The organism is Streptomyces sp. NPDC102462 (genome assembly GCF_044765425.1).
Lineage (GTDB): Bacteria > Actinomycetota > Actinomycetes > Streptomycetales > Streptomycetaceae > Streptomyces.
Window position 1 is genome coordinate 21,306 of the sequence record NZ_JBIWKB010000076.1, and the last position, 17,101, is coordinate 38,406.

Genomic DNA, 17,101 nt, shown 5'->3' on the forward strand with positions numbered 1-17,101 from the left:
CGCCCCGGGCGACAAGCCTGACGGACATCCACCGGCCCGCAGCACGAGCCTGAGGGACATCCACCGCCGGGAAACGAAACGGACCTACCCGGCACCCACCGGGCCGAGGAACGGACCTCCCCGGCACCCACCCGACCGCCGGACGAACCCGACGGGCATCGACCAGCCGGCCCAGCGAACCGGACCAGCACCCACCCGCCCCGCGAAACGGACCGCCCGGCACCCGCCAGCCCTCAGCACGACCCCGACCGTCACCCACCCCAACCCGCGAAACGGACCCAACCAGCACCCACCGCCCCACCGCAAGGACCCCACCCGCCCCCAGCGGACCCCGCACGGGTCGACCGTCCCGGGCCGTCAGCCGTCCTTGGACGCGTGCATTGCCGCGCCCACGATCCCCGCGTTGTTCTGCAGTTGCGCGGGCACGATCTCCGCCTCGACGCCCTCGATGAGGTGCAGGAACTTGTCCGCCTTGCGGCTGACGCCGCCGCCGATGATGAACAGCTCCGGGGAGAACAGCATCTCCACGTGCGCGAGATACTTCTGCACGCGGCGCGCCCAGTGCTCCCAGGACAGCTCGTGGTCCTCCTTGGCCTTGCTGGAGGCCCGTTTCTCCGCCTCGTGACCGCCCAGCTCCAGATGGCCAAGCTCGGTGTTCGGGACCAGGGTGCCGTCGGCGAACACGGCGCTGCCGATGCCCGTACCGAAGGTGAGCAGGATGACCGTGCCGCCACGGCCGCGGCCCGCGCCGAAGCTCATCTCGGCGACGCCGGCCGCGTCCGCGTCGTTGACGACCGTGACGTCATGGCCGCCAAGCCGGTCGCTGAACAACGCGCGCGCGTCCGTGTCGATCCAGCTCGGGTCCACGTTGGCGGCCGTACGGATGGTGCTCCCGCCGGTGACGACGCCCGGGAACGTGAGACCGACCGGGCCCGTCCAGCCGAAGTGCTCGACGACCTCCTTCACGCCGTCGGCCACCCCGTCGGGCGTCGCCGGGTGCGGAGTGAGCACCTTGAACCGCTCCTCCGCGAGGTCGCCCCGCTCCAGGTCGACGGGTGCGCCCTTGATCCCGGACCCGCCGATGTCCACGCCGAAGATCTGCATGGCCCCACCGTACGACGCACGACTGACAGTCACGCGCGGGGCTGTGCCCCGCTCACACGTCCGCCGTACCCGAACCGCCGCGCGCGGCGACCAGTGCGGCCGCCTCCTCGCGCAGATCGCGGCGCAGCTCCTTGGGGAGCGAGAAGGTGATGGACTCCTCGGCCGCCTTGACGATCTCGACGTCCGCGTAGCCGCGCTCGGCGAGCCAGTCCAGGACCTGCTCGACCAGGACCTCCGGAACGGATGCGCCGGAGGTCACACCGACCGTGGTCACGCCCTCCAGCCAGGACTCTTCGATCTCGGCGGCGAAGTCCACCAGGTACGCGGCGCGCGCGCCGGCCAGCTTGGCGACCTCCACGAGCCGCTTGGAGTTGGAGGAGTTGCGGGAGCCGACCACGATGACCAGGTCGGCCTCCTCGCCCATCTGCTTCACGGCGAGCTGACGGTTCTGCGTGGCGTAGCAGATGTCGTCGCTGGGCGGGGAGAGCAGCTGCGGGAACTTCTCCTTGAGCGCGTCCACGGTCTCCATGGTCTCGTCCACGGAGAGCGTGGTCTGGGACAGCCAGACCACCTTGGACGGGTCGCGGACCTCGACCTTGGCGACGTCCTCGGGGCCGTCGACGAGCTGGATGTGGTCCGGGGCCTCTCCGGAGGTGCCGATGACCTCCTCGTGGCCCTCGTGACCGATCAGGAGGATGTCGTAGTCCTCATTGGCGAACCGGACGGCTTCCTTGTGGACCTTGGTGACCAGCGGGCAGGTGGCGTCGATGGTGGCGAGCCGGCCGCGCTCGGCCTCCTCGTGGACGACGGGGGCCACGCCGTGCGCCGAGAACATCACGATGCTGCCCGGCGGCACCTCCTCGGTGCGTTCGACGAAGACGGCGCCCTTCTTCTCCAGGGTCTGGACGACGTACTTGTTGTGAACGATCTCGTGCCGGACATAGATCGGGGCCCCGTACTGCTCCAGGGCCTTCTCGACGGCGATCACGGCGCGGTCCACGCCCGCGCAGTATCCCCGGGGGGCGGCGAGCAGGACACGGCGGCCAGGCAGGGCAGTCATGGCTCCCATCGTAAGGCCGCCTCCGGGGGAGAGGAGATCGCGTTCGCGTACCGGTCACGGGAAGACCGGGCGACGGGCCGGGGGCCGGAAGGGGCAGGGGGCTGCTCGACGCGCGGAGGAGGTACTGATGACCGAGCCTGCCGCGGCGGCTGCGCGCGGGCCTCGCGGTGCCGGCCGTGCAGCGAGGGCGCGGGATTGTCGGAGGGGCCCGTTAGTCTCGCGGCATGGCTGTGAACACGTCCGCGGAGACCCCACTGCCCGTCGGCGAGGTGTCGCGGCTCATCGGGAGATGGATCGACCGGCTCGGAGCGGTGTGGGTCGAGGGGCAGATCACGCAGTTGTCGCGGCGGCCGGGCGCGGGCGTCGTCTTCCTGACGCTGCGCGACCCGTCGTACGACATCTCGGTGAGCGTGACCTGCTACCGGCAGGTGTTCGACGCGGTCGCCGATGTCGTCGGTGAGGGCGCCCGCGTCGTCGTGCACGCCAAACCGGAGTGGTACGCGCCGCGCGGGCAGTTGTCGCTGCGCGCCGCCGAGATACGGCCCGTGGGGGTCGGCGAGCTGCTGGCCCGGCTGGAGCAGCTGAAGAAGGCCCTGGCCGCGGAGGGGTTGTTCGCGCCCGAGCGCAAGCGCCCGCTGCCCTTCCTGCCGCAGCTGATCGGCCTCGTGTGCGGTCGCGCCTCGGCCGCGGAGCGGGACGTGCTGGAGAACGCGCGCCACCGCTGGCCCGCCGTCCGCTTCGAGGTGCGCAACGTGCCCGTGCAGGGCGTGCACGCGGTGCCCCAGGTCGTGCAGGCGGTCAAGGAGCTGGACGAGACCGACGCCGTGGACGTGATCATCGTCGCCCGGGGCGGCGGCAGCGTGGAGGACCTGCTGCCGTTCTCCGACGAACAACTCGTCCGCGCGGTCGCCGCGTGTCGTACGCCGGTGGTGTCCGCGATCGGCCACGAGCCGGACCATCCGCTCCTGGACTTCGTGGCCGACCTGCGCGCCTCCACCCCGACGGACGCGGCGAAGAAGGTCGTACCGGACGTGGGTGAGGAGCTGGAGCGGGTGCGGATGCTGCGGGGCCGGGCCCGACGGTGCGTGGAGGCGCTGGTGGAGCGCGAGGAGCGGGGGCTCGCGCATGCGCTGGCCCGGCCCTCGATGGAGGACCCGCACCGGATGATCGACGAGCGCACGGACCACGTCGCCTCGCTGGCCGACCGCGGCCGGCGCACCCTGGGCCATCTCCTCGACCGCGCGGACTCCGAGCTGGCGCACACGCACGCGCGCGTGGTGGCCCTCTCCCCCGCGGCGACGCTGAAGCGCGGGTACGCGGTGCTGCAGCGGGCCGACGGGCACGTGGTGCGGGATCCGGCGGAGGTGACGGCGGCCGAGGCACTGCGGGCGCGGGTCGCCGAGGGCGAGTTCACGGTACGAGTCGACGCATAGGGTGAACGGATGACCGGCAAGGTGGAAGAAACGCTCTCCTACGAGCAGGCGCGGGACGAGCTGATCGAGGTCGTACGGCGCCTTGAGGCGGGCGGGACGAGCCTGGAGGAGTCCCTGGCCCTCTGGGAGCGCGGCGAGGAGCTGGCCAAGGTGTGCCGGCGCTGGCTGGAGGGCGCGCGGGCGCGGCTGGACGCCGCCCTGGCCGAGGAGGAGGAAGCGGGGGCAGGAGCGGACGCGGCGGGCTCCGCGGAGGCCGGCGAGTAGCGGGTGCCGAGCGGCGCCGTCATCGGCGAGCCGGGCGTGAACGTCTCCCGCCCGCGTCCGGCGCACGGCTCCCGCCCGCGTCCGGCGCACGGCGAGGTCGTCGCCACGGTCCTGGCCGGCCCTGGCGGCGCTCGGGGGCCGTCGCCGGCCCCGACGCGCGTGCGGGTGGCGCAGCCCTCGGCGAGGAGCAGCGCCTCGGCCGCGGCCGACTCGGCGCGCGTGCGGGTCTGCGCGGCGCGGTGACGGACCGGCTCGGTGCGGTTCCGTCCGCGCGGTGCGGGTCCCGGTGCCGACGGGCACGCGGACGGGTCGACCGGACTAGATGTTCGGCGGTGGCCCGTAGCTGCGCGCGCGTGCGCGGTCCGCAGGTCAGGTCAGCTTCAGCGACTCCGCCATCTTCGCCAGCTGCTCGAACGACGCCGTGCCCGCCACCACCGTGGTCGAGCCGGGCGTGTCCTCCAGCACGAGGGCGTCGTAGCGGCCGCCGGTGTAGCGCTTCCAGGTGCGGTCGCCGATCTTCTCGGTGACATCGGTGGCCCGCGCGCCCTGGCTGGCCTGGTCGATGAACTCGGCGCGCTTCTGAGTGGACTGCTCGATCTGTACGTACTGTCCGTCGGGGTCCTGGAAGCCCAGGTGCCAGCGCTCGGAGTTCGCTCCCTGGAAGCGGACCGAGGTCGCCTTCCAGGAGTCCGGCAGGCCCTCGGGCGCGGCGACCTGGTAGGACGCGGCGCGCTGCGCCGTGAGCAGTTCCACGCGGTAGTCGACCCGCTCGAGGTCGGGAGCGTGGTCGTCGTGCGGGATGAAGATGTAGATGACGGCCGCCGCCATCCCGATCAGGCCCAGGGAGAGGATCATGTCCCGGACCGTTTTCTGCTTGCCGTTCGAACCTGCCACGCCCCCATCGTCGCAGGTGCCCGGCATGCTCATCCGTGGGGGTCCCTGCTCATCCTGTACCCCTGGCGGTAGAGTCGGGACGAACACCCTCATCCGGCCGTCGTCGTATCAGAAAGGTGCGCTCCGATGACCGAGCATCATCATTTGCCGTCCGAACTCGACGTCCCCTCCGAGGCTCCCGACCGGAACCTGGCCCTGGAACTCGTCCGGGTGACCGAGGCCGCGGCGATGGCCGCCGGCCGCTGGGTCGGGCGCGGTGACAAGAACGGCGCCGACGGTGCCGCGGTCCGCGCCATGCGCACCCTCGTCTCGACCGTCTCGATGAACGGCGTGGTCGTCATCGGCGAGGGCGAGAAGGACGAGGCCCCGATGCTCTTCAACGGGGAGCGGGTCGGCGACGGCACCGGGCCCGAGTGCGACATCGCCGTCGACCCGATCGACGGCACGACGCTGACCGCCAAGGGCATGCCGAACGCGATCGCGGTCCTCGCGGCGGCCGAGCGCGGCTCCATGTTCGACCCGTCCGCCGTGTTCTACATGGACAAACTGGTCACGGGACCGGAGGCGGCTGACTTCGTCGACATCGACGCGCCCGTGTCGGTGAACATCCGCCGGGTCGCGAAGGCGAAGCGGTCCACGCCCGAGGACGTCACGGTCGTCATCCTCGACCGGCCGCGGCACGAGGGCGTCATCCAGGAGGTCCGGGAGACCGGCGCGCGCATCAAGCTGATCTCCGACGGCGATGTGGCCGGCTCGATCCTCGCCCTGCGCGAGGGCACCGGCATCGACCTGCTGCTCGGCGTGGGCGGCACCCCCGAGGGCATCATCTCGGCGTGCGCCGTGAAGTGCCTGGGCGGGACCATCCAGGGCAAGCTGTGGCCGAAGGACGACGAGGAACGGCAGCGGGCGCTGGACGCGGGGCATGACCTGGACCGCGTGCTCACCACGGAGGATCTGGTCACCGGCGAGAACGTCTTCTTCGTCGCCACCGGCATCACGGACGGCGAACTGCTGCGCGGGGTGCGGTATCGCTCCGAGACCGCGACGACCGACTCGATCGTGATGCGTTCGCGGTCCGGAACGGTCCGCCGGATCGACTCCGAACACCGCCTGAGCAAGCTGCGCGCCTACAGCGCGATCGACTTCGACCGGGCGAAGTAGCGCGCCAAGGCTGAGCAAGCGGTATCGGCGGGCGCCCCCGGTGCGGAGGGGGCGCCGCCGGTGCGGAGGGGGCGCCGCCGACGGCGGCGCCGGCCCGATCCGTGACCGCGACGCGGGTGGGCGGCAGCCTGACACTCCCGGCCGTGCGCACGGCGCGCGGCACCACGGCGAGGGCTCGGGGCGGGTTCAGGACGCGCGGCGCCAAGGCGCGGACTCAGAGCGGCGCGCGGACTCGACCAGCAGGCAGGGCGCGCCGGGCCACGACGCAGACCCGGAGCAGCGCAACGGCTCGGGCGCGGTTACGGCGCGCAGCGTCCTGACAAGCTCGCAGCAAATCCACGCACCATCTCCGAGTCGAGTCCCGGGCTCGCACGCCGAGGAGGGCCCGGCCAAAGCTCGGGCTCAGGCGGAAGCTCGGGCTCGGGCGGAAGCTCGGAGCCGGGTCCAAGCCCAGCCCGGGCCAAGGCCGGCTCGGGGCGGAGCTTGGGGCTCAGCCTGCTGCTGCTATGCGGCCTGCCGTTCGTGCCGCCTTCTTCAGTTCCATGTCGCGGCGCCGGCGCCGGGCCAGCACCACACGGCGTTCGGCGGCGGTGAGGCCGCCCCACACGCCGTACGGCTCGGGCTGGAGCAGCGCGTGTTCGCGGCACTCGACCATCACCGGACAGCGCGCACAGACCCGCTTGGCCGCCTCCTCGCGGGACAGCCGGGCGGCGGTGGGCTCCTTCGAAGGGGCGAAGAACAGACCGGCCTCGTCCCGCCGGCACACCGCCTCGGTGTGCCAGGGGGCGTCCTGGTCCCGCTCTCGCGCTGGCACCCGCTGGGCCGGAACGGCGGCTACCTGCAGGGACGAATGCGGCGGTTGCAGCACGGTCTACTCCTGACGACGGCTTCGCGAGCGAGAGACGATGCAGCAAGCCCTACCCGCTGTGCGCGCGCCTATGCACTGCGTCCCGATCCGCGGGAGCGCGGCGGCCGGTTCGCGACCCCCCGCGCCTGGCGGCCCTGGACCGCGCCGTTCCGGATCCGACCCGATGCGCGGCCGTCAGTGCCCGAGATGCCGGCGCACCGTCCTGTCCACCCTGCGGTGCACGCGGTCGAGGATGTCCGCGACGAGTTTCCCCCGCTTCGGCCGGGCCTCGACGTTGCCCAGCACGGCCCACCCGTCCACATAGACCACGGGCGCCTCCGGCTCGGCCGAATCCAGCGTGTGCACCTCGAAGTTGCCGAGCATGCCACCGCCGGTGCCGCGCAGCGACACGTTCTCCGGCACGCGGATCTGGACGTCACCGAAGACCGACACCGCCTTGATGACGACCTGCTGGTACTCGAAGATCGCCTCGCTGAGGTCGATCTCCACGCTGCCGAAGACCGAGTACGCGTGCATCCTGCGCCCGGCGCGCCAGCGGCCCTTGCGCACGGCGCTGCTGAACACCGCGACGATGTTGGCGTCCGCCTCCGTCGGTATCGCGCCGGGGGCCGGGCGGGGCGGCGCGTACGCCGAGGCGGCCGGGCGGCCGTGGGCGGCGGGCAGGTCGCGGATGAAGACCTCCAGCTCACCGACCGTCTTGGCGTTCAGCACCCCCTCCACGCGCTCCGCGTGTTCATCGGCGGTCAGGCGCCCCTCGGCGAGGGCGTCACGCAGGATGTCGGCGATCCGGTCCCGGTCCGCGTCCGAGGCGCGCAGTTCGGTGACGCGCGGTGCCGCGTCCTGCCGCTGGGCGTGCTTCTGAAGGTCCACGACGGCAGCGTACCGAAACGCGATAGATCGCGACTAGGGGTGTGGACAACCGCGCGTGGCGAACCGGCCCGAGACATGCCCTGACGGACGGAGGCGCGACCGGGCGGACACCGCGGCTTGGCTGCCCGGACGGAGGCGTGATCGGACGGGGGCGTCCGAGCGGACCGGGGCGTGGCCGAGCAGACACCGAGGCACGCTGCCCGGGCCGAGGCCTGACCGGACCCTAGCGTGGCTGCCCTGCATGAGACGTGAGCGAGCGGACCGGGACGCGGCCCGACCGGGGCTCGGCCGATCGAACCGAGTGGTGTCGGACCGGACCGAGGGGTGCCCGAGCGGACACCAGGGCACGGCTGCCCGGGCCGAGGCCTGACCGGACCCTAGCGTGGCTGCCCGGCACGAGACGTGAGCGAGCGGACCGGGATGCGGCCCGACCGGGGCGCGCCCGATCGAACCGAGTGGTGTCGGACCGGACCGAGGGGTGCCCGAGCGGACCGGGGCGTGGCCGAGCGGACACCGGGGCACGGCCGACCGGACCGGGGCACGGCCGACCGGACCGGGGCATGACCGACCGGACCGTAGCGTGGCTGCCCAGACCGGGTGTGGGCGAGCGGATCGGGGCGCGGCCTGGTGACGGAGGCGTGACCGGCCCCCGGGCCGGGCCTGGTGGTTGAGCGCGACCTCACAGTCTGGCCGTCGCCGCCAGGTTCTACGCTGGGGAGGCCCGCCGACGCCGGCGGGCCGCAGGCGACCGCCCCGCGGCCAGCACGCCGAGAAGACGAGTCGCCTGGACACGCTGCCTGTCGAGTGAGGAATGGGCGAAGATGCCACAGAGTTCCCCCCCAAACCGCCCTGCGTTCGCGTACACCGAGCTGCTCCCCCAGGGCGAGGACACCACCCCATACCGGCTGGTGACCTCCGAGGGTGTCTCCACCTTCGAGGCCGACGGGCGGACGTTCCTCAAGGTCGCGCCGGAGGCGCTGCGCAAGCTGGCCGAGGAGGCCATCCACGACATCCAGCACTATCTGCGCCCGGCCCACCTCGCCCAGCTGCGCCGGATCATCGACGACCCGGAGGCGTCGGCCAACGACAAGTTCGTCGCCCTGGACCTGCTGAAGAACGCGAACATCGCGGCGGCGGGCGTGCTCCCGATGTGCCAGGACACCGGCACGGCGATCGTGATGGGCAAGCGCGGGCAGCACGTCCTCACCGAGGGCGAGGACGAGAAGGCCCTCTCGCACGGCATCCACGACGCCTACACCAATCTCAACCTGCGGTACTCGCAGATGGCGCCGCTGACCATGTGGGAGGAGAAGAACACCGGCTCCAACCTCCCCGCGCAGATCGAGCTGTACGCCACCGACGGCGGCGCCTACAAGTTCCTCTTCATGGCGAAGGGCGGCGGCAGCGCCAACAAGTCGTTCCTGTACCAGGAGACGAAGGCCGTCCTGAACGAAGCCTCCATGATGAAGTTCCTGGAGGAGAAGATCCGTTCGCTGGGTACGGCCGCCTGCCCGCCGTACCACCTGGCGATCGTCGTCGGCGGCACCAGCGCGGAGTACGCGCTGAAGACCGCGAAGTACGCCTCCGCGCACTACCTGGACAACCTGCCCGCCGAGGGCTCGCCGCTCGGGCACGGCTTCCGGGACAAGGACCTGGAGCAGAAGGTCTTCGAACTGACCCAGCGGATCGGCATCGGCGCGCAGTTCGGCGGCAAGTACTTCTGCCACGACGTCCGCGTGGTCCGTCTGCCCCGGCACGGGGCGTCCTGCCCGGTCGCCATCGCCGTGTCCTGCTCGGCCGACCGCCAGGCGCTCGCCAAGATCACCGCCGAGGGCGTCTTCCTGGAGCAGCTGGAGACGGACCCGGCGCGCTTCCTGCCGGAGACGACGGACGAGCACCTGGACGAGTCCTCCGACGTCGTCAGGATCGACCTCAGCCAACCGATGGACGCGATCCTCGCCGAGCTGACCAAGTACCCCGTCAAGACCCGGCTGTCCCTCACCGGCCCGCTGGTCGTGGCCCGTGACATCGCGCACGCGAAGATCAAGGAGCGGCTGGACGCGGGCGAGGAGATGCCGCAGTACCTGAAGGACCACCCGGTGTACTACGCGGGCCCGGCCAAGACCCCGGAGGGCTACGCGTCCGGCTCCTTCGGCCCCACCACGGCCGGCCGCATGGACTCCTACGTGGAGCAGTTCCAGGCCGCGGGCGGCTCCAAGGTGATGCTCGCCAAGGGCAACCGCAGCAAGCAGGTCACGGACGCGTGCGGCACGCACGGCGGGTTCTACCTCGGCTCGATCGGCGGTCCGGCGGCCCGGCTCGCCCAGGACTGCATCAAGAAGGTCGAGGTCGTCGAGTACGAGGAACTGGGCATGGAGGCCGTCTGGAAGATCGAGGTCGAGGACTTCCCGGCGTTCATCGTCGTCGACGACAAGGGCAACGACTTCTTCCAGGATCCCGCGCCCCAGCCGACGTTCACGACGATTCCGGTGCGGGGGCCCGGGCTGGCGTAGCGCCTCCGGCACGCGGCGGGGACGGATCGCGCCCCCGCCGCCCCTTCACCCCGACCAGGGGGCTCCGCCCCCTGGACCCCCACCGGCAACAGGCCAGGTGACACCGCCGGACGAACAAGCCGTCGGAACCGCCGGAACCTCACCGGCCGGAGTGGGGCCCCGGCGCGCGCTCACCGGTAGGGCGCTCTGTCCGCCCTGGCCCCCTCCGCCGGCGCCCGCGTCCGTCGGCAATCGACAACTCCGCCGCCCCACCGCCATCCCAGTCCGGGGACCCAGGCGGTCGGTGGCTCGTGGCTCCCCGACCCCAGCCGCCCGTCACCCCGGCCTGGAGACGTCGTCCGGAGACCGGCACCCGCACCCGCACCCGCACCCGGCCGAAGCCACCCGTCCCACACGCCTGGAGAAACCCCGGCCGGCTGTTCTCCCGTCCTGACCACCCGCGACCCGCGCGGAGAGCAGCCCACGGCAGCCGTGCCGTCCGGGCCGCCCATTACCCGCGTGTAAGACCGTCCGCAACCCTGGCTCCCCCGGCCGTCCCACCGTCACCCGCGCTGAAAGACGTCGCCTCTACAGCCGGCACCCTCGCCCCGGCGAAGCCACCCCGCGCGGATCACCCGTCGGCGTGGGAACAGGTGTCGCGTCGGGGGTGCTGTGTCTGACGGAGGTGATCGGCAGTGGCCGACAAGGAGCAGGAGTACCGGATCGAGCACGACTCCATGGGGGAGGTGCGGGTTCCCGTGGGGGCGAAGTGGCGGGCGCAGACGCAGCGCGCCGTGGAGAACTTCCCGGTGTCCGGGCAGCGCATCGAGCGCGCCCACATCGAGGCGCTTGCCCGGATCAAGGCGGCGGCTGCGAAGGTGAACGCCGAGCTGGGCGTGCTCGACAAGGACGTCGCAGCGGCGATCCAGGACGCGGCCCGTGAGGTGGCCGGGGGCAGCTGGGACGGGCACTTCCCCGTCGACGTGTTCCAGACCGGGTCCGGGACGTCGTCCAACATGAACGCCAACGAGGTCATCGCCACGCTGGCGAGCGAACGGCTAGGCCGGGACGTGCATCCCAACGACCACGTCAACGCCTCGCAGTCGTCCAACGACGTCTTCCCCTCCAGCATCCACATCGCGGCCACCGCGGCCGTCACGCACGACCTGATCCCGGCCCTTGAGCACCTTGCGGACGCGCTGGCCCGCAAGTCCGCGGAGTTCGCCGACGTGGTGAAGTCGGGGCGTACCCACCTGATGGACGCCACCCCGGTGACGCTGGGTCAGGAGTTCGGCGGGTACGCGGCGCAGGTGCGGTACGGCGTCGAGCGGCTGCGCGCCACCCTGCCCCGGCTCGCGGAGCTGCCGCTGGGCGGCACCGCCGTCGGCACCGGCATCAACACCCCGCCGGGTTTCTCCGCCGCCGTCATCGAGGAGGTCGCCCGGGACACCGGGCTACCGCTCACCGAGGCCCGTGACCACTTCGAGGCGCAGGGCGCCCGGGACGGGATCGTGGAGGCCAGCGGGCAGCTGCGGACCATCGCCGTCGGACTGACGAAGATCGCGAACGATCTGCGCTGGATGGCGTCGGGACCGCGGACCGGGCTCGCCGAGATCCGGCTCCCCGACCTCCAGCCGGGTTCCTCGATCATGCCCGGCAAGGTCAACCCGGTCGTGCCGGAGGCCGTTCTCATGGTCTGCGCGCAGGTCGTCGGCAACGACACGACCATCGCCACGGCCGGGGCCGCCGGGAACTTCGAGCTGAACGTCATGCTGCCGGTGCTCGCCAAGAACGTGCTGGAGTCGGTCCGGCTGCTCGCCAACGTCTCCCGGCTGCTGGCCGACCGGACGGTCGACGGCATCGTGGCCGACCGGGACCGGGCCCGCGAGTACGCCGAGTCATCACCCTCCGTGGTCACTCCGCTGAACCGGTACATCGGCTACGAGGAGGCCGCGAAGGTGGCCAAGCGGGCCCTGGCCGATCGGAAGACGATCCGTCAGGCCGTCCTGGAGGGCGGGTACGTGGAGCGCGGCGATCTGACGGTCGAACAGCTCGACGAAGCGCTGGATGTCCTGCGGATGACTCGTCCGTAACCGGAGGTTTCGGATGCGCGAACCGTGTCGCCCGGCGCAGCGCCGTATGCCTGGGGCACCTAATATCTGTGCATGGCAGACGGCGGAGCGGTGAGAGGCGTGGCACGCGGAGGACCGAGCGGTTCGGCGGGTTTCTGGGCGCCGGGCAGTCACATCCTGTGGCGGTACCGGGAGAACGGCGGCGAGCACGTCCACATCGCCCGTCCCGTCACCGTGGTCAGGGACGACGCGGAACTGCTCGCGGTGTGGCTGGCGCCCGGCACCGAGTGTGTGAAGCCGGTGCTGGCCGACGGCACGCCCGTGCATGTCGAGCCGCTGGAGTCCCGGTACACCAAGCCCCGTGCCGTGCAGCGCGACCGCTGGTTCGGCACGGGTGTGCTGAAGGTGGCCCGGCCGGGCGAACCCTGGTCGGTGTGGCTGTTCTGGGAGCCGGGCTGGCGGTTCAAGAACTGGTACGTCAACCTCGAAGAGCCGCTGGTGCGTTGGGACGGCGGGGTGGACTCCGAGGACCACTTCCTGGACATCTCCGTGCATCCGGACCGCAGTTGGCACTGGCGCGACGAGGACGAGTTCGCCCAGGCCCAGCGGGACGGGCTGATGGACCCGAACCTGGCCGAGCGGGTGCGGCGGGCGGGGCGGTCCGCGGTGGAGGTGATCCAGGCGTGGGGCCCGCCGTTCTCGGAAGGCTGGCAGCGCTGGCGCCCGGATCCGTCCTGGGCGGTACCGTCACTGCCTGAGGACTGGGACCGTACGCCCGCGCATATGTCCTCATGAGACTCTTGATGCGCCCCGGGGCCACAACCGTAGGATCGTCCTCCGCAAGGGCGCACAGCAGCAACTCCGGGTACGGACGCCGAGTCTGACCCAACGTCACCGAGGGGCGGCAGGACGTGAGCGAGGGGTACGAGGGCACCACCGGCGCGGACCGGAAACGGTTCGCCGGTGACACAGGAACAACCTCTGACCACGCGGGAATTCCGTTCCCGGGGCACATATTCCGGGTATCGGGACTTCTGCGGGACGAACTGCGCGCGCTGTGCGCGGCCCCGGACGGACGGATTCGACACGCGTGACGGAGCACCCCACCTCCTACGAGCGCGCCCAGCCGGGCGCCGACCCCGCGGATCCCCGCGGGGCGCTCGTGCGTTCCCCGAAGTCCTACGGCGCCGCCGCCCTACCCGTACAGGCCCGCGCCGGCGAGACGCCCTCCTCGCCGGGTGCCGCCACGCCCCGCGGCAAGGAGAAGGAGCCCCCCGTCAACGGCCCCGAGCACGCACAGCCCGCCGCCGCGGAGAGCGATCCGCACCGGCCGCGTCCCACCCCGGCGCCCGACGTCATCCCGCCCCAGCCGGGCGGCGAGCAGGAGCGGGCGGCCGGCGGCCAGGAGCGGCGTACCGGACGGGGACTGCCACCCGGGCGGCCCATGCCGATGCGGCGGGACGGGGACCGGTTGCGGTTCGTGGGCGCCGCGACCCGGCGGATCGCCCGCGGCATCGACCTGGACGAGATCGTGATGGGGCTGTGCCGGGCGACCGTGCCGACCTTCTCCGACGCGATCCTCGTCTATCTGCGCGACCCGCTGCCGGTGGGTGACGAGCGGCCCACCGGACCTGTGGTGCTGCGGCTGCGCCGCACCGACCGGATCCCGGAGGAACGTGACACCGACGGCGGTTTCCTGCCGGCGCCGCCGGAACCGGAGCCGCCCGAGCTGTCGGGTCTGTCCGCGCTGACCGCCGAACTGTGCGAGGTGCGGCCGGGCGGCGCCCTCAACGAGGTGCTGCGCGGTGTCCGGCCGGTGTTCGCGGACGCGCCCGGCGCCCGCGCGGCGCTGCCCGAACTGCTCGGTGAGAGCGGCGAGTCGGTGGTGCCGGGCGGCCGGCACGCCATCCTCGCCCCGCTGCGCGGGCGCCGCCGTGTCATCGGGGCCGCCCTCTTCCTGCGCCGCCCGGAACGCCCGGCCTTCGAGGCCGACGATCTGCTGGTCGCCGCGCAGCTGGCCACCCACAGTGCCCTCGGCATCGACAAGGCGGTGCTGTACGGCCGCGAGGCCTACATCGCCGACGAGTTGCAGCGCACCATGCTGCCCGAGACCCTGCCCCGCCCGACCGGTGTCCGGCTCGCCTCCCGCTATCTGCCCGCCGCCGAGACGGCACGCGTCGGCGGTGACTGGTACGACGCCATTCCGCTGCCCGGCAGCCGGGTCGCCCTCGTCGTCGGCGACGTCATGGGCCACTCCATGACATCCGCGGCCATCATGGGACAGCTGCGCACCACCGCGCAGACCCTCGCGGGACTCGACCTGCCGCCCCAGGAAGTGCTGCACCACCTGGACGAACAGGCCCAACGCCTGGGCACCGACCGCATGGCCACCTGCCTGTACGCGGTCTACGACCCGGTCTCGCACCGCATCACCATCGCCAACGCGGGACACCCGCCGCCGGTCCTGCTGCACCTGGGCGGGCGGGCCGAGGTGCTGCGGGTGCCGCCGGGCGCCCCCATCGGCGTCGGCGGAGTGGACTTCGAGGCGGTCGAGCTGGAGGCGCCCGCCGGGGCCACGCTGCTGCTCTACACCGACGGGCTGGTCGAATCCCGGCTGCGGGACGTGTGGACCGGCATAGAACAGCTGCGGGAGAAGCTGGCCGCGACCGCGCAGCTGACCGGGCCCGACCATGCGCCGCCGCTGGAGGCGCTGTGCGACGAAGTGCTCGACATGCTCGGTCCCGGCGACCGCGACGACGACATCGCACTGCTCGCCGCGCGCTTCGACGGGATCGCCCCGAACGATGTCGCGTACTGGTTCCTAGAACCGGAGGACGCCGCGCCCGGCCGGGCCCGCAGGCTCGCCCGGCACGCGCTGGCCGACTGGGGCCTCGAGGAGCTGACGGACTCGGTCGAGCTGCTGGTCAGCGAGGTCGTGACCAATGCCGTGCGCTATGCGTCACGCCCGGTCACGCTCCGTCTGCTGCGTACCGATGTGCTGCGCTGCGAGGTGGGCGACGATGTGCCGCAGCTGCCGCGGCTGCGGCAGGCCCGGGCCACGGACGAGGGCGGGCGCGGGCTCTACCTGGTGAACAAGATGGCTCGGCGCTGGGGCGCGACCCGGCTGAGCACCGGAAAGCTGGTCTGGTTCGAACTGAACCGGACTTAGATCTGGTCCAAATGTTGCCGATGTCGTGGTGACGGAGTTCACTGGCTGAGGTGAGCGAAGCGACCTGACGTAACCCCATGCACGACGGGAGGACGCTCGTGACGCAGACACCTCAGCAGACTCCGTACACCACCAACAACGCCGGAATCCCCGTGGAGAGCGACGAACATTCGCTCACCGTGGGATCCGACGGTCCGGTCCTGCTCCAGGACCACTACCTCATCGAGAAAATGGCCCAGTTCAACCGGGAACGGGTCCCCGAGCGGGTGGTCCACGCGAAGGGCTCCGGGGCGTACGGCGTCTTCGAAGTCACCAACGATGTCAGCCAGTTCACCAAGGCGGATCTGTTCCAGCCGGGGAAGCGCACGGAGATGCTGGCGCGCTTCTCGACGGTCGCGGGCGAGCAGGGCTCCCCCGACACCTGGCGCGACCCGCGGGGCTTCGCGCTCAAGTTCTACACGGAGTACGGCAACTACGACCTGGTCGGCAACAACACGCCGGTCTTCTTCGTGCGTGACGCGCAGAAGTTCCAGGACTTCATCCGCTCCCAGAAACGCCGGCCCGACAGCGGGCTGCGCGACAACAACATGCAGTGGGACTTCTGGACGCTGTCCCCCGAGTCCGCGCACATGGTGACGTGGCTGATGGGCGACCGCGGCGTCCCGAGAACGTACCGCCACATGAACGGGTACTCCTCGCACACCTACATGTGGGTCAACGGCGGCGGCGAACGGTTCTGGGTCAAGTACCACATCAAGACGGACCAGGGCATCGACTTCCTCACCCAGGCCGAGGCCGACGAACTGGCCGGCGCCGACGGCGATGTGCACCGGCGGGACCTGTTCGACTCGATCGCGTCGGGCGACGCGCCCAGTTGGACCATGCATGTGCAGGTCATGCCGTTCGAGGACGCCCCGGACTACCGGTTCAATCCGTTCGACCTGACCAAGGTGTGGCCGCACGGCGACTATCCGCTGATCGAGGTCGGCCGGATGACGCTGAACAGGAACCCGGACAACTACTTCGTCCACATCGAGCAGGCCGCCTTCGAGCCGTCCAACATGGTGCCGGGCATCGGCCCGTCGCCGGACAAGATGCTGCTCGGCCGCCTCTTCTCCTACCCGGACACGCACCGCTACCGGATCGGCCCCAACTACGCCCAGTTGCCGCCGAACCGGCCGCACTCCCCGGTCCACTCGTACGCCAAGGACGGGCCGATGCGGTACGAGGCCGCCGACACCGGTGCGGTGTACGCGCCGAACTCGTACGGCGGGCCGGCCGCGGACGTCGCCCGGTTCGGGGACATCGCCGGGTGGCGTACGGCGGGCGAGATGGTACGCGAGGCATACGCGCTGCATCGCGAGGACGACGACTGGGGGCAGCCCGGCACGATGGTCCGCAACGTCCTCGACGACGCGGCCCGGGACCGGCTGGTCTCCAATGTCACCGGCCATCTGAAGCAAGGGGTGACTCGGCCGGTGCTGGACCGTGCGGTGCAGTACTGGCGCAACATCGACAAGCCAACCGGCGACCGGATCGCCCACGGGGTCAACGGGCAGTAAGTCTCAGAGGGCTTCTCGAAACCGAATGTGCAGCTTGGGGTTCCGTACGGGTGTGCCGTTCAGGTGATTGTGGCTGCGCGGGGGCATGAAGGCAGGGCCTCTCGGTAGCACAGAGGGTGTCTACGCCACTGCTCACCAGGAGGCCCTGTTGC

The 17,101-nt window shown here is 71.6% G+C and carries 13 protein-coding genes; 8 read left to right on the forward strand and 5 right to left on the reverse strand.

What is annotated here, in order from left to right; genetic code table 11:
• Positions 1–357 precede the first annotated feature (357 nt).
• Both ppgK and ACIRFL_RS38710 read right to left on the reverse strand, forming a co-directional pair.
• Entirely contained in the window at positions 358–1,104 is a 747-nt protein-coding gene (ppgK, locus tag ACIRFL_RS38705; protein WP_404038780.1) for a polyphosphate--glucose phosphotransferase, read from the reverse strand.
• Between the two features lie 52 nt (positions 1,105–1,156).
• Positions 1,157–2,173 (reverse strand): 4-hydroxy-3-methylbut-2-enyl diphosphate reductase, encoded by a 1,017-nt coding sequence (locus ACIRFL_RS38710; protein WP_404038782.1) that lies wholly within the window; start codon positions 2,171–2,173, stop codon positions 1,157–1,159.
• Positions 2,174–2,388: 215 nt separating this feature from the next.
• Here ACIRFL_RS38710 and xseA point away from each other — a divergent pair, with 215 nt between their 5' ends.
• Together xseA and ACIRFL_RS38720 are read left to right on the forward strand one after the other, a co-directional pair.
• Complete coding sequence (gene xseA, locus ACIRFL_RS38715; protein WP_404038785.1) at positions 2,389–3,597, forward strand: exodeoxyribonuclease VII large subunit; 1,209 nt, start codon at positions 2,389–2,391, stop codon at positions 3,595–3,597.
• 9 nt (positions 3,598–3,606) lie between these two features.
• Positions 3,607–3,861 carry an exodeoxyribonuclease VII small subunit gene (locus ACIRFL_RS38720; protein WP_404038787.1) on the forward strand — a complete coding sequence of 85 codons (255 nt, stop codon included), beginning with the start codon at positions 3,607–3,609 and terminating at the stop codon, positions 3,859–3,861.
• Between the two features lie 369 nt (positions 3,862–4,230).
• Here the strand turns inward: ACIRFL_RS38720 and ACIRFL_RS38725 are convergent, their stop codons facing one another.
• Positions 4,231–4,755: a DUF4245 domain-containing protein gene (locus tag ACIRFL_RS38725; protein ID WP_404038790.1), complete on the reverse strand. Its 525-nt coding sequence runs from the start codon at positions 4,753–4,755 to the stop codon at positions 4,231–4,233.
• Between the two features lie 126 nt (positions 4,756–4,881).
• Here ACIRFL_RS38725 and glpX point away from each other — a divergent pair, with 126 nt between their 5' ends.
• Positions 4,882–5,916 (forward strand): class II fructose-bisphosphatase, encoded by a 1,035-nt coding sequence (gene glpX / locus ACIRFL_RS38730; protein ID WP_404038793.1) that lies wholly within the window; start codon positions 4,882–4,884, stop codon positions 5,914–5,916.
• A gap of 490 nt (positions 5,917–6,406) precedes the next feature.
• Here glpX and ACIRFL_RS38735 read toward each other — a convergent pair whose 3' ends face one another.
• Both ACIRFL_RS38735 and ACIRFL_RS38740 read right to left on the reverse strand, forming a co-directional pair.
• Positions 6,407–6,784 carry a WhiB family transcriptional regulator gene (locus ACIRFL_RS38735; RefSeq protein WP_404038796.1) on the reverse strand — a complete coding sequence of 126 codons (378 nt, stop codon included), beginning with the start codon at positions 6,782–6,784 and terminating at the stop codon, positions 6,407–6,409.
• Between the two features lie 174 nt (positions 6,785–6,958).
• Positions 6,959–7,654 carry a DUF1707 domain-containing protein gene (locus ACIRFL_RS38740; RefSeq protein ID WP_404038799.1) on the reverse strand — a complete coding sequence of 232 codons (696 nt, stop codon included), beginning with the start codon at positions 7,652–7,654 and terminating at the stop codon, positions 6,959–6,961.
• An 821-nt stretch (positions 7,655–8,475) separates the two neighbouring features.
• On the opposite strand from ACIRFL_RS38740, the gene ACIRFL_RS38745 reads away from it, so the two are divergent.
• The 5 genes from ACIRFL_RS38745 to ACIRFL_RS38765 all read left to right on the forward strand — a co-directional run bounded on the left by ACIRFL_RS38745 (position 8,476) and on the right by ACIRFL_RS38765 (position 16,949).
• On the forward strand, positions 8,476–10,167 hold the full coding sequence (locus tag ACIRFL_RS38745; protein ID WP_404038802.1) for a fumarate hydratase: 1,692 nt from the start codon (positions 8,476–8,478) through the stop codon (positions 10,165–10,167).
• 674 nt (positions 10,168–10,841) lie between these two features.
• Positions 10,842–12,239 carry a class II fumarate hydratase gene (locus ACIRFL_RS38750; protein ID WP_404038805.1) on the forward strand — a complete coding sequence of 466 codons (1,398 nt, stop codon included), beginning with the start codon at positions 10,842–10,844 and terminating at the stop codon, positions 12,237–12,239.
• Between the two features lie 72 nt (positions 12,240–12,311).
• Positions 12,312–13,013 carry a DUF402 domain-containing protein gene (locus ACIRFL_RS38755; RefSeq protein ID WP_404038807.1) on the forward strand — a complete coding sequence of 234 codons (702 nt, stop codon included), beginning with the start codon at positions 12,312–12,314 and terminating at the stop codon, positions 13,011–13,013.
• 295 nt (positions 13,014–13,308) lie between these two features.
• The gene (locus ACIRFL_RS38760) at positions 13,309–15,387 is read left to right on the forward strand and encodes a SpoIIE family protein phosphatase (protein WP_404038813.1); all 2,079 of its coding nucleotides are present in this window, start codon (positions 13,309–13,311) and stop codon (positions 15,385–15,387) included.
• Between the two features lie 98 nt (positions 15,388–15,485).
• Entirely contained in the window at positions 15,486–16,949 is a 1,464-nt protein-coding gene (locus tag ACIRFL_RS38765) for a catalase (RefSeq protein WP_404038816.1), read from the forward strand.
• Positions 16,950–17,101 lie beyond the last annotated feature (152 nt).